We start from the raw sequence: 12,737 nt of genomic DNA, 5'->3' as shown, positions 1-12,737 counted from the left end.
CAGCCCGGTAGCTCGTCAGGCTCATAACCTGAAGGCCGCAGGTTCAAATCCTGCCCCCGCAACCAATGTGACTTGTAACCGGCGCCATGAAGTCTCCTCCTCAGCGAGGACTGCCTCGAACCGGTGCAAATACGCCATCTTCTCGGCTCTATCCTTGAACTCACCCGCCCTCACACGGCGGGCGAACTCGTTTGCGTGCTGTTCGCGCAGACCGGTCGTATAATCCTGGAACGCCTGCATTGAGGCCAATACACCGGGGCGCTTCATTCTGCCCTCGCCACCCAAACTCATCGGATGCGCGCAATGGCCCATTGGAAGGCCGTAACTGGCACGACTGTCTGACCCGATCGAAAGCGCTTCATCGGGCCTCAGTCAAACAACATGACATCACCAGTTTTTTCGCTGCCTGCTGAACGCGTCATCCGCAGTCTGAACCAGATCATCGAATGGCGCGGTAAACCGTTCACCATTCTGTGGGGCCTGAGTACATCAGTGGCAAACTGATGGAATGGGCCGAAACGCAAGGAATCGCTTTGAGCCACATCCAGCCCGGAAAGCCGCAACAGAATGTCTATGTCGAGCGCTACAACCGCACTGTCCGCCATGAATGGCTCGACCAGTACATCATCGAAGCATCGAGGTGGCGCAGGAAACTCGCCACGCGGTGGCTCGGCACGTATTACAACGAATGGCCCAATATGGGCATCGGCGGCATAATGCCCGCACAGACACTGGAAAATGGCCGCGTGAATTTTACTGCGGAGCCCCGTTGAAAACGGGGGGGTACCGATATGCGTGCAGAGTGAGGAGACTACGAGAGCTTTCGGCCCCACAACCCGTTTCCCGTATTCTCTCCGGCGATCACCACTTCTGAATGCGCCATCATCAGCGGGCCAACACCCTTGGCATCATCAAAAACGACGGGTTCCGACACGTAATATCCGGGCGAGCCGTCTCGGTAGCGACCTTCGAAACCGCCCAGACCGGCAACATGGACAATCCCGCCAAGGCGGGCAATGCCGTCTGCCCCCGTTTCAAGCTTGACGTCACGGATCGCGTCGTACGCCCGGCGACCTGCTGCGGCAAGACACACAGCGTCCGAACCGGGTGCAAGGCCCAACCTGGCCGCGCGCAACAGGGCATAGGCAAACATTGCGGATGCCGAGGTTTCCTCGTAATTTCCCTCAAGATCCGGAGCATCGAGGACCTGCATCCAGAGGCCGGTCCCGGTCTGACGGGCAATGATGGCGTCGAGCAGGCAAGCAAGACGCAAGCGCAGTGTCGCATTGCCCTCGTCCATCGGCAAAAGCGCCAGCGCATCGACAAGCGCCATGGCGAGCCAACCCACGGCACGGGCCCAGACAGCTTGCGACTTGCCCGTCAGCGGATCGGCCCAAGTCTGGGCGCGTGCATCGTCATAGCCATGCACAAAAAGACCACCGGGAGCCGATGTCAACGCCAGGGCTGTCGCGAACTGCTGCAATGCATCAACAATCAGACCAGGCTTACCCGTCACCTGCCCGTATTCGATCTGGAACGGCAGGCCCATGTAGAGGCCGTCAAGCCAGACCTGATGCGGGTATCGCTGCTTATGCCAGTAGTTGCCGGCCGGGAGGCGTGGATGGGTCTGCAACTGGGAAAAGAGGCGGTCGGCGGCGCGCAGATAGCGATCCTCTCCCGTATCGCGATGCAGCGCGAAAAGCGCGCGCCCGGACAGGATGTGATCGATATTGTATTCGCGCGGTTCATAACCGAGAAGCGCACCGTCCGGGCCGATCTGGCGGTCGGCAAGTCGATGCAGATGTGCCATCCAGCGGGCTTCACCGGTCGAAGCCGACAGAAGCTCTAAGCCGCGATAGATGCAACCGTCCTCGTAGCACCAGCTTGCTCCCTTATAGGGCTGATAGCCTTCGGCGAAGCGGTCGAAATAGTCGGGAAGGGTCATCGGTAGCTCTCATGCGGGGAATTAAGGGAAATGGCGGCATTGCTGATCAGGCCCGGATCGTCGCAGGCGATCTCAGCCCATTCGACGAGAATGGCCTCGTGACGCATCGGCCGAACATGATCCGCCATGATCGGCGGCGTTGGACGGGCTTCCGGGTCATGGGACTGGATGATCAAGTTTGAAATGCGGAGGTTGCGGATCGGCGCCTCGGGCAGGCCGAGGAAGACACCGGCCGCATGGGCGAGACAGCGGATCTCGACGTGATCCACAGTAATGCCGTCGATCAGCGGCGTGCCCGTCCCAAGCGGCTGGCGCGCGCGGCTCTGCACCCAGTCCGCATGACCATCGGCATCGCAATGATAATGGGCATTGGCGGAGAGTGCTGTCTGGACGCCATCGAGCAGCACGCGGCGCATGGCGATATTGGAGATGAGCCCGCCTCGACCACGCCGGGTCTTCAGCCTCAGGCCGCGGTCGGTGCCGCGCATTTCGCAATCCTCGACGGCAATGTCATGGACGCCGCCCGACATTTCCGAGCCAATGACGAGACCGCCATGGCCCCGTTCCATCAGGCAGTGGCGGACCTGGACGCCCCGCGTTTCTGACAGGTGATCCTCTTCACCCTGGTCACCGCGCTTGCCGGCCTTCACCGCGATGCAATCGTCGCCCACCGAAAATCGGGTTCCGGCGATGAGGACGTCGCGGCAGGATTCCGGGTTGAAACCATCGGTATTCGGACTGTCATGCGGGGCAAGGATATTCAGGCCGGCGGCTCTCAGCCGCTCGCAGCCCTGGGGATGAATGGTCCAGGACGGAGCGTTGCGGATGGTGAAGCCGAGAAGCGTGACATCACTGCTTGAGACGAGATGAAGGCCACGCGGGCGGCGTGCGCCTACCCGCGTCTCCTTCGGCCAGGTCCACCAATCGCCTTCCGCACCGGATCCGTCGAGAATGCCACGGCCTTCGATGGTGAGATTATCGACATTCACGGCATGGACGGGAGCCGCGAAACAGGCAGCGGGCAGACCTTCCCAACTGCCGAGCATGCGTCCCATGTCGTCACGCGCTGGCAGGATCGGCCAGCCGAGGCGCGTGGATGGAGCGCGCAAGATCGCGCCCTCGGCGAGATGGAGGGTCATGTTACCTTTCAATGCGATGGGATAGGCCGTCCAGATGCCCCGTGGCACGACAAGCGTACCGCCTCGGGGCACGGCTTCGACAGCGCGGGCAAGTGCCTCGGCATTCCGCAAGGCCCCGTTGCCATCGTCCAGTTCGATGTCGGCCAGAAGACCGAAGTCGGCTGCATCGACCAGGCCAGCACAGGGCGGTGTCGAAAAGGTCAGGAGCTCGAAACCCTCGGCTTCAAATTGATAGATGGTTCCGGGGATGAGATCATGCAGGAGAAGAACAGCGGTTTCGGCCAGACCCTCCCTGGTCCATGCATCGCTGCCGCCGTCGCGGGAGGCTAGGCGAAACGCCAGCGGCTCCACCTGATGATAGCGCGCCCCGGGGAGCGGCAGGCATAGCGCTGCTATTCGCGCGGATAACGCGAGGATGGAAGGTCGGGTCATGATATAGTCTCCGGGCCGGCGCCCGCATGGGATGAAGGGCCCGCCGCTGAAGTGGCGGCGGGCAATGTCATTGTCAGTCGAATTTCTTGAGTACGTCGTTCACCGTGTCGATGATCTGCTGTGCACCATCTTCGGCGCTGATCTGGCCATAGGCATATTCCTCCAGCGTATCGATAAAGGCGGCGCGGATTTCCGGATGCTCGTTGAATGGCGAAACGAGCGGACCGGACGCGGCCATGACGATGGCGTTCGCCGCGCGGACTTTCGCCTCGCCGCTATCACCGAGACGGGCAGCGGCGGCCTTGGATGCGGGGAGGCCGCGCGAGGTGCCGAGCGCATCGACACCTTCCGGCTCGTTCAGCAGGCAGTTGAGGATCTGGGCTGCGGCTTCCGGGTTCTTTGAATTGCGCGAGATGGAGAAGACCATGGAGGGTTTGCGATAGACACCATCCGTGACCGAATCGGTGAATTTCAGCATGGCGGAAGGCGCCAGAACCTGCCCCTCCTTCAGAGGGTCGGCATATTTCGAATAGGTCGAATCCCATTCGTAGGATCCGGCGATCTTGCCCTCCGACCAGGCAGGCTTCTCAAACAGGTTGACGTTGCCGTCTGCAGCCTCTTCCTTCTGCGAGCGGATGGCCTTGGCCTCAACCAGCTTGCCGAGGAAAGATATGCCGGCCGCCAGCTCTTCCGGGGTCCAGGCGACACGGTTGGTCGCGGGATCGACGAGATCCTTCCCGGTCTTCTGCACAACAGCGAGCGTGACGACGAGCTGCGCAGTCTCCTTGACGGCGTTGAAGGTGTAGTAGTCTTCGCCCAGTTTCTGCTTGATCGTGGCGGTCGCCTCGAACAGCTCTTCCCAGGTTTTCGGAATGGCGACACCGGCCTTTTCGAAGGTCGTCTGATTGAAGAAGAAGACGCGGCCGGTGGTGGAGACGGACACGCCCTGAAGGACACCGTTCATCGAACCCGCCTTCAGGTCGGTCTCGGGCCAGTTGGAAAGGTCAAGCGCGGTGAGCTTGGTGAGATCTGCGAACCCTTCGCCACTCCGCGAAAAGAGTGGCAGCCAGGGCCAGTTGACCTGCATGATGTCGGCTTCGGTGCGACCTGCCATCTGGGTGGTCAGCTTTTCGAGATAACCGTCAAAGCCGGTGAACTCGCCCTTCACGGTATGCCCGTGCTTGGCGCCGCAGGCCTCGATTGCCTTCTGGGTGGCGACGTGACGGCTTTCTCCGCCCCACCACGACATGCGCAATTCCGCCGACTGGGCAGGCGTTGCCGCCATGAGCGCGCCATAGGCTACACCGGCCAGAGCCGTCAGGGTCATTTTCAATGTCATTGTCATTCCTCCTTGGGTTATAGCCGCACGCTGCCTCCTCACAGCGAAACGTTGCGGCCGTCGGTTTTGTCGAAAATGTGGATGTGACTGAAATCGGGGCGCAGCCTCACCGTTGCGGCACCGCCGAGCGTCTCGTAATCGGCCGCGCCGACAACAGCGACCAACTTGTGCCCCTCGAGCTCCGCGTGAAGATAGACTTCGTGGCCCATGAACTCGGCATTGGTCAGCCGGGCATCAAACCCCTCCCCATCAGAGACCAATGACAAATGTTGCGGCCGGATGCCGACGACCGCATTTTCCGGTCGGGCCGAGAGCCGGCTGGACAGGCCCTCGCCAAGCGGCATGCTCTGGCTCCCGATGGCAAAGCGGTGACCGTCCAGCGTGGCGTCGACCAAGTTCATCTCGGGACTGCCGATGAAGCCAGCCACGAACAGATTGGCCGGCCGATTGTAGAGCTCCTTCGGGGTCGCGACCTGCATGATGTGGCCAGACTGCATGACGCAGATCCGGTCCCCCATGGTCATCGCCTCGGTCTGATCATGGGTCACGTAGATGACCGTCGACGACAGACCACCGGCCTTCAGCTGCCGATGCAGATCGGTGATGCGTACACGCATCGAGGCCCTGAGTTTGGCGTCGAGATTGGAGAGTGGCTCGTCAAAGAGAAAGACGCCGGGCTGCTTGATCAATGCCCGCCCGAGCGCCACGCGCTGGGCCTGGCCACCCGATAGCTGCTTCGGCAGGCGGTCGAGCAGCGGCTCGATTTCCAGCATCTTGGCAACTCGCTCGATCGCTTCGGCGATCTCCGGCTTCGACTTTCCCGCGATCTTCAGGCCAAAGGCCAGATTGTTGCGCACCTTCATATGCGGATAAAGCGCGTAGTTCTGAAAGACCATGGCGATGGAGCGCTTGCCCGGTGGCAGGTCATTGACGCGACGGTCGCCGATCAGGATCTCTCCGCCGGAGATTTCCTCAAGCCCGGCCACCATGCGCAGCGTCGTGGACTTGGCGCAGCCGGATGGGCCGACCAGCACCATGAACTCGCCGTCCTCGATGTCGAGGTTGATCCCGTGCACGGCCTTGAAGGCGTTGCCATAGGTCTTTTCGAGGTTTTTCAACTGTACTCTTGCCATGCTCAGCCCTTGATCCCGCCGGACGAGATCCCTTCGATGAAGTATCGTTGCGCCGCAAAGAAGACGACCAGCGCGGGGGTAATGGTGAGGACCGACATTGCCAGGATGCGGTTCCATTCGAAGGCCTCGGTCGTGTCGATCGACAGTTTGAGGGCCAGGCTCACCGGGTATTTGTCGACCGATGACAGATAGATCAGCGGTCCCAGGAAGTCGTTCATCGTCCACATGAACTGGAAGAGGCAGACCGAAATCAGGGCCGGTGCCAGCATCGGCACCACGATGTAGAGAAGCGTTTGCAGCGAATTCGCTCCGTCGACCCTGGCAGCCTCCTCCATGTCAGGCGGCAGCGAACGCAGGAACTGCACCAGCATGAAGACAAAGAAGGCATCCCCTGCAAAGGCGGAGGGCACCCAGAGCGGCAGAAAGGTGTCGAGCCAGCCGAGATCGCGGAACAGCATGTATTGCGGAATGCGCGTGACGACATTCGGTAGGAGCAGGATTGCAATCACCGAGCCGAAGAACAGCTTCTTGAACGGGAAGTCGAAGCGGGCAAAGGCATAGGCTGCAAGCGTGCAGGAGATCGCCGTACCGATTACTTTCGGCATGATGATCAGGAAGGAATTCCAGAAGAAGCGACCGAATGTGTACGGCGTCGAGGTTTCCCAGCCCTTCACGTAACCATCCACAGTCGCCTGTTGCGGCCAGAAGCCTGCACCGGAGAAGATCTCGGAATTTGTCTTGAAGCTCGCACCGACCAGCCAGATCAGCGGATAGAGCATGACGAAGCCGACGAAGAGCAAAAGCGTGTAGCGCAGTATGGTCGATGCAATAGCGAGGCGACGACGGCGCGCGGCCTGTAGATCGTTCAGGGTCGAAAGGTCTGACATGGTTCAGCTCCGCTTGTCGCCGGCGTAATAAACCCACTTCTTCGACGACCAGAAGGCGAGGAGGGTCAATACGGTGATGATCACGAAGAGCACCCAGGCAATCGCGGAGGCATAGCCCATGTTGAACTTCTTGAAGGCCTCGTCATAGATGTAGAGAGGCAGGAGATAGGTGGATTTGAGCGGCCCGCCCTGGGTGATGATGTAGGGGCCGTTGAACTCCTGGAACGCCTGGACCATCTGCATGATCAGGTTGAAGAAGATCACCGGGGTGAGAAGCGGCAGCGTGATAAAGAAGAAGGTACGGATCTTGCCGGCACCATCGATCGCTGCGGCCTCGTAAAGCGACTTGTCGATTGACTGAAGGGCTGCCAGGAAGATCACCATGGCCGAGCCGAACTGCCAGCAGCGCAGGAGCGTGATGGTGAAGAGCGCATTGGTCGGATCGCCGAACCAGTCAACAGGATCAAGCCCGACGGTCACGAGCGCCATGTTGGCCAGGCCTTCGCTTGCGAAGATGTAGCGCCAAAGCACAGCAATCGCGATCGATCCGCCGAGGATCGACGGCACATAGAATGCGGTACGGAAGAAACCGATAAAGCTCAGCCGGTAATTGAGGATCGCTGCAATGAAGAGTGCGAAGGCAAGCTTCAGCGGCACGGTCAGGAACACATAGATCAACGTCACGTTCAGCGACTTCACGAAGGTGCGGTCGCGGGTGAGCAGGCGCTCGTAGTTGGCAAGCCCCGTCCAATGCGCCTCGTTCATCAGGTCGTAGCTGGTGAAGCTCAGATAGAATGAGACCACGAAGGGGATCGCCGTGAACACCATCAGGCCGATGATGTAAGGCGCCAGATAGGCATAGCCCAGAAGCCGGTTACCCTTCATGGCACCATCTCGGATGGCTCTGACGCGATCATTTCTTGAGATACATTTTCGTACAAGTTCGACTCCCATATCGACGCAGATATCCCGACCCATTCGGGCCGCTCTTCCTGCGATCCGATCTCCTCCCCGAAAATCGGCTGGCAAGTTTTGCTTTTCACCGTGACATTCCTCCAAATGCTCATCAGAATACATTGACGAACGTGAGGAAAAAGATGGACAAAATTGAAGGTGGAATTCTGTCCGCCATTCCGCCCGCCGCCCTGTCGCTCACCCTGACGCGCGCGGCGATCCGGATGGAGCATTCTCACACCTGGCAGATCGACAAGACCAACCCCGTTGAGGATCTGGTCATCTGTCTCGAAGGGCGGGGGCATTATCATGTCGCCGGACAGCCGCGCATGATGGAGCCGGGTGACGCGATGCTCATTCGGCGCGACGAGCGCTTCCTGGGATGGAACGAGCAGACGGAAACCTATATCGGCGTGGCGCAGCATTTCAGCCTCGACATTTATGGCCGACACAACCTTCTCGCACAGATGGATCTGAACCCGAAGGTGCGCTTGAGCCGCTGGTCGCTGCTGCAGCCTCTGGTGCGCCACTACCGCCAGAGTGCGCCGCCGTCCTCGGTGACATTGGCCCAGCATCATCTCTTCATGGTGCTGTTGATCGCCTATGTTGAGGACGCGTTTATGGGGTGGCGGGACCAGGCGACCTTCCAGCCGGAAGGATCCGACGCGATCAATCTTGCCGTGATGAAGGCGGCGTCGATGATTTCGGCCGATCCTCTCGACCCCGGGATAGCGAGGAAGGCGGTCGAAAATTCGCCCTACAACCAGGATTATTTCCTGCGGGAATTCCAGAAGAGGATCGGGCGCACGCCGCGGAAGTTTCAGGAGTTCAAGCGGATGGAACGGGCGATGCACTTTCTTGAGGCGGGCCTGCCCGTTGCCTCGGCGGCTGCGGAAGTCGGTTATGCTGATCCCTATTATTTTTCCCGCATGTTCAAGCGCACCATCGGCATCAGCCCGCGTGAACATATCGCCAAGGTGCGCCAAAGCCGGCACGGTGGCTTGATGAAACTCGACGAAGCGGAACAGCAAGTGCATCTGGCAGCCACCGGTCGGGCGTCCTGATTGAGTGTGGCTGTAAAATACCCAAGGCTCAGCGCGCCAGCCATCCGCCATCGACGTTGAGGACCGCGCCATGCACATAGTCGGCAGCAGGAGCCGCAAGAAAGACGGCAGCGCCTGCGATATCCTCCGCTCGTCCCCAGCGCCCCGCTGGAATGCGCTCGAGGATCGACTTGTTCCGGTCCGGATCGGCGCGCAGCGCTTCGGTATTGTTCGTCTCAATATAGCCTGGTGCAATCGCATTGACGTTGATACCCCGCGCTGCCCATTCATTGGCAAGCAGCTTGGTCAGCCCGGCAAGGCCGTGCTTCGAGGCCGTGTAGGAGGGGACGCGAATGCCGCCTTGGAAGGAGAGAAGCGAGGCAATATTGATGATCTTTCCCGGCTTGCCCCCGGCAAAAAGTGCGCGGGCAAAAGCCTGACTGGTGAAGAACGCCGCCTTGAGATTGACGTCCATGACATCGTCCCAGTCGGTTTCGGTGAAGTCGGTGGCGTCAGCCCGGCGGATGATGCCGGCATTGTTGACCAGGATGTCGATATCCTGACCCCCGAAAATGTCGCAGGCGGCCATGGGATCGCTGAAGTCGACTTGAAGCGCTTGTGCCTTGCCGCCGGTGTACGCGATCATGGCAAGCGTTTCGTCCGGCGCGCGGCGGGCAGCACACACGACCTCTGCACCAGCTGTCGCCAGACCGACGGCGATCGCCTGGCCGAGACCTGTATTGGCGCCGGTTACCAGGGCCTTGCGGCCGTGAAGGGAAAAGGCGCGGCTCATCTGAGTGCCGCCGGCTGGACAAACTCCATGTCCGTATAGTCGACATTGTCACCGGCCATAGCCCAGATGAAGGTGTAGGTGCCGATGCCTGCGCCCGAATGGACGGACCACGGTGGCGAGATCGCACCTTCCTCGTTGGCGATGAACAGATGACGGGTTTCCTGTGGTTCACCCATCAGGTGAAGGACGCGAGAGGTCTCGTCCATGCCGAAATAGAGATAGGCTTCCATGCGCCGGTCATGCACATGCGCCGGCATGGTGTTCCAGACTGAACCGTCTTCAAGCGTCGTGTAACCGAGCACCAGCTGGCAGCTCTCCATGACGAGGGGATGGATGAACTGGTTGATCGTGCGCCTGTTGGACGTCTCGACTGCGCCGAGCTTCACTTCCTTGCTGTCAGCAAGCGTGACGAGGCGCGCGGGCAGGCTGCGATGCGCTGGGCAAGACGTGATGTAGAAGCGGCCGTTTCCGGCGAAAGTGACAGGGCCGGAGCCTGCACCGAGGTAAAGTACGTCGCCACGGCTCAGCGTGTAGGTCTTGTCGCCCGCAGAAACCGTGCCGAGTTCGCCGATATTGACCACGCCCATCTCGCGGCGGTCAAGGAAGGACGGCGTCTTCGTCTCTTCGACCTTGTCGAGCGTAAGCGAACCACCGGCCGGGACGGCGCCGCCCATGACGAAGCGGTCATAATGCGTGTAGATCAGATGGATCTCGCCACTCTTGAACATGTTCTCGGCCAGGAAGTGCCGGCGCAGGCCTTCAGTATCCAGTGCTTTCGCGTGTTCGGGATGGACCGCCTGTCTGGTCTCGACATTCAGCATCTGACTCCTCCTCATCAACTTATAATATGAATTGTCCTTTATTGTATGACATGTTGGCGAGGTCAAGCCTTCACCTCTGCTGACCGGCGAAAAGCAACAGGCGACCATGCGGCTGGGGCTTGTCAGGGACTTATGCAGAGCGACGAGAAAAACGCGGAGCCACAGGAGTCTCTATGGCCGGCACAGAATAGCTACGGCGCTTTGCGGGCTGTCGAGACAGACAAGAGAGCGACACTGCAATCAACTTCAGCATGGCCGCCTTGGCCTCGTTGCCGGTCCCGCTTCCGGTCAATTCCTTTGATCCCGTTGATGATGCGAGAGACGGCACCGTCGACGCCTGACCGAAATCCACGCAATTCCAGCAAAAGTGCGAAGCGGTTTTGCGTGAAAACAAAGAGATAGAGCATTCTGCACAGCCTGCCGGACGGAGGAACCTTAAAGGTTGCAAATGACGGCAAGCGATTTGCCGCCATTGTCCGATGGATCGGCACAAAGGGCGTGGAGCGGATTGTCTATGAACCCACAGGCGCCTATCACAAGGCGCTTCGAGCCCGTCATGATGGTCCAAAGGCTGCCGCTCTCCATGGTCAATCCGCGCCATGCCCGACGTTTTGCTGAAGCCACGGGTAGACTGGCGGGGCGATTTGAACCGCCCCATGCAACTTGGCAATACCCTGAAACGCATGGCCGCCGCGCGAGGGACCACCACATTGCTCGTCACCCACGAAAATCGCATCCTTACGCTGAAGGATGGTCGCATCGTCAAGACAGAGGATCGGGCGTCAAATCAGCACCCATAAAAACGAGAGCAGAGGTATGATCCGGCTTTCGGTCCGTTCGCACGATTTCCTGCAAGTCTCCGCGCAATCAGGCCCCCGCAACAAATCAAAAGCGAAAATCTCCCAAGCCAAATATTTGCGTGTAAGCGCCTCACCATAGCGGTCTAGGAGCTTTTGACCCTCAAGCGAATAACTTGAACTCAAATCCGCCGAGCAATTTCGGGGATATAGGCCAAAGCCTCACCACGCGGAAACCTAGCCGCGACGCGTAGGCGGAGATGCATGCGCCAGATCTGCAGCTCTGCCACAAGATACAGATGCCCCGGCCCGTTCTCCATCTGACGCTCAGCGCTTGATTGCGTGGCGGATTTGCCTGGCTGGCTTATCATATCGTCGGTTAACCGGTAGTGCCCCTCAGGCCGGCTCGAAGCAACGCGGCCCTCTCGGAAATCACGGATGGCTACGAAAGATCCAGCCAGACTGCGCAACGGGATCGCATCACAGCGACGCGCCGGATACGGATGCTAGCGATTGCCGGAGCGCAAATTGGACATCATCACGGCGAAAACGATGATGGTCCCAATGACGATGCCCTGCCAATAGGGATCGACATCAATGATGTTCAATCCGTTGGATATAACAGCCATCAAAAATGCGCCGACAACAGTGCCCATGACATTTCCGCGCCCGCCACTCAGCGACGTGCCACCAATGATGACCGCCGCAATTGCGTTCAATTCGTATCCCACTCCCGCAGAAGGAGGCGCCGCACCGACGCGCGCTGCAAACACAATGCCTGCAATTGCACAGCAGAACCCGCTGAGTGAATAGGTGACAATGCGCACGAAGGGGATGTTGATGCCCGAAAGCCGCGCGGCTTCTTCGTTGCCACCAATCGCATAGATTTCGCGTCCAAGGCGGGTGTATTTCAGCAAGATCACGGTAGCGATCACCATGACAAGCGAAAGCAAGATCGGGAAGGGTATGCCGAGGATCTTGCCGTCCGCGATCCACAGAAACGCTGACGGAAATGACATCGACGGATTGCCGCTCGAGATCAGCAGAACAACACCCCGCGCCACCCCCATCGTGCCGAGTGTTGCAATAAAGGCCGGGACCTTGCCGTATTGGATGATCACGCCGTTCAGTGTACCCGCCGCGACAGTCAGCACTATCGCAATGAACGCGGCCAGAACGATGTTCATCTCGTTGGCTATGCCCAAGACAGCGGTGACGGAAATCGTCAGCGCCAGGAGCGAGCCAACCGAAAGATCAATTCCGGCCGAGATGATCACCACGGTCATCCCCAGGGCGATGATCAGGTTGATCGAGGCCTGTTTGCCGATGTTGAAGACATTGCCGACCGTCCAGAAATATTCCGATGAAAACGAAAGGGTGACAACGATTAAGAACAGCGCAAATGCCGCAATGATCGGTTGGCGGTTTTCTTTGAAGATGCGATCGAAATTCAT

Annotated in this window: 10 protein-coding genes and 1 pseudogene; 2 read left to right on the top strand and 9 right to left on the bottom strand. The window is 59.5% G+C overall.

The genetic code is table 11. The features are described from left to right. Positions 1-396 precede the first annotated feature (396 nt). Positions 397-773, top strand: a pseudogene (locus tag LJE98_RS05230) (integrase core domain-containing protein); the annotation flags it as partial. A gap of 38 nt (positions 774-811) precedes the next feature. Here the strand turns inward: LJE98_RS05230 and LJE98_RS05225 are convergent. The 6 genes from LJE98_RS05225 to LJE98_RS05200 form a co-directional block, all read right to left on the bottom strand. After that, positions 812-1,945 carry a glycoside hydrolase family 88/105 protein gene (locus LJE98_RS05225; protein WP_229573844.1) on the bottom strand — a complete coding sequence of 378 codons (1,134 nt, stop codon included), beginning with the start codon at positions 1,943-1,945 and terminating at the stop codon, positions 812-814. After that, positions 1,942-3,516, bottom strand: coding sequence for a glycoside hydrolase family 28 protein (locus LJE98_RS05220; RefSeq protein ID WP_229573842.1), 1,575 nt, complete (start codon positions 3,514-3,516; stop codon positions 1,942-1,944). The genes LJE98_RS05225 and LJE98_RS05220 overlap by 4 nt, the downstream gene beginning before the upstream one ends. A gap of 73 nt (positions 3,517-3,589) precedes the next feature. After that, entirely contained in the window at positions 3,590-4,861 is a 1,272-nt protein-coding gene (locus tag LJE98_RS05215) for an ABC transporter substrate-binding protein (protein ID WP_229573841.1), read from the bottom strand. 32 nt (positions 4,862-4,893) lie between these two features. After that, positions 4,894-5,988: an ABC transporter ATP-binding protein gene (locus tag LJE98_RS05210; protein WP_229573840.1), complete on the bottom strand. Its 1,095-nt coding sequence runs from the start codon at positions 5,986-5,988 to the stop codon at positions 4,894-4,896. A gap of 2 nt (positions 5,989-5,990) precedes the next feature. Beyond that, complete coding sequence (locus LJE98_RS05205; protein ID WP_229573839.1) at positions 5,991-6,875, bottom strand: carbohydrate ABC transporter permease; 885 nt, start codon at positions 6,873-6,875, stop codon at positions 5,991-5,993. Positions 6,876-6,878: 3 nt separating this feature from the next. Continuing rightward, positions 6,879-7,760 carry a carbohydrate ABC transporter permease gene (locus LJE98_RS05200; protein ID WP_229573838.1) on the bottom strand — a complete coding sequence of 294 codons (882 nt, stop codon included), beginning with the start codon at positions 7,758-7,760 and terminating at the stop codon, positions 6,879-6,881. Positions 7,761-7,972: 212 nt separating this feature from the next. Here LJE98_RS05200 and LJE98_RS05195 point away from each other — a divergent pair, with 212 nt between their 5' ends. Next, entirely contained in the window at positions 7,973-8,893 is a 921-nt protein-coding gene (locus LJE98_RS05195; RefSeq protein WP_229573837.1) for an AraC family transcriptional regulator, read from the top strand. A gap of 28 nt (positions 8,894-8,921) precedes the next feature. Here LJE98_RS05195 and kduD read toward each other — a convergent pair whose 3' ends face one another. The 3 genes from kduD to LJE98_RS05180 form a co-directional block, all read right to left on the bottom strand. Then, a complete protein-coding gene (kduD, locus tag LJE98_RS05190; RefSeq protein WP_229573836.1) occupies positions 8,922-9,665 on the bottom strand; it encodes a 2-dehydro-3-deoxy-D-gluconate 5-dehydrogenase KduD in 744 nt (247 codons plus the stop codon). Further along, the gene (kduI, locus tag LJE98_RS05185) at positions 9,662-10,486 is read right to left on the bottom strand and encodes a 5-dehydro-4-deoxy-D-glucuronate isomerase (protein WP_229573835.1); all 825 of its coding nucleotides are present in this window, start codon (positions 10,484-10,486) and stop codon (positions 9,662-9,664) included. Before kduI ends, kduD begins: the two co-directional genes overlap by 4 nt. A gap of 1,303 nt (positions 10,487-11,789) precedes the next feature. After that, positions 11,790-12,737, bottom strand: a complete 948-nt coding sequence (locus LJE98_RS05180) for an ABC transporter permease (protein WP_229573834.1) — start codon at positions 12,735-12,737, stop codon at positions 11,790-11,792.

This window comes from Rhizobium sp. 'Codium 1', assembly GCF_020889605.1.
GTDB lineage: Bacteria > Pseudomonadota > Alphaproteobacteria > Rhizobiales > Rhizobiaceae > Allorhizobium > Allorhizobium algae.
This window is presented reverse-complemented; position numbering and strand designations above follow the sequence as displayed.

Bases quoted from the DNA above. Each gene is read 5' to 3' on its own strand.
- LJE98_RS05225 (WP_229573844.1), bottom strand. From the start codon at position 1,945: ATGACCCTTCCCGACTATTTCGACCGCTTCGCCGAAGGCTATCAGCCC.
- LJE98_RS05220 (WP_229573842.1), bottom strand. From the start codon at position 3,516: ATGACCCGACCTTCCATCCTCGCGTTATCCGCGCGAATAGCAGCGCTA.
- LJE98_RS05215 (WP_229573841.1), bottom strand. From the start codon at position 4,861: ATGACAATGACATTGAAAATGACCCTGACGGCTCTGGCCGGTGTAGCC.
- LJE98_RS05210 (WP_229573840.1), bottom strand. From the start codon at position 5,988: ATGGCAAGAGTACAGTTGAAAAACCTCGAAAAGACCTATGGCAACGCC.
- LJE98_RS05205 (WP_229573839.1), bottom strand. From the start codon at position 6,875: ATGTCAGACCTTTCGACCCTGAACGATCTACAGGCCGCGCGCCGTCGT.
- LJE98_RS05200 (WP_229573838.1), bottom strand. From the start codon at position 7,760: ATGAAGGGTAACCGGCTTCTGGGCTATGCCTATCTGGCGCCTTACATC.
- LJE98_RS05195 (WP_229573837.1), top strand. From the start codon at position 7,973: ATGGACAAAATTGAAGGTGGAATTCTGTCCGCCATTCCGCCCGCCGCC.
- kduD (WP_229573836.1), bottom strand. From the start codon at position 9,665: ATGAGCCGCGCCTTTTCCCTTCACGGCCGCAAGGCCCTGGTAACCGGC.
- kduI (WP_229573835.1), bottom strand. From the start codon at position 10,486: ATGCTGAATGTCGAGACCAGACAGGCGGTCCATCCCGAACACGCGAAA.
- LJE98_RS05180 (WP_229573834.1), bottom strand. From the start codon at position 12,737: ATGAATTTCGATCGCATCTTCAAAGAAAACCGCCAACCGATCATTGCG.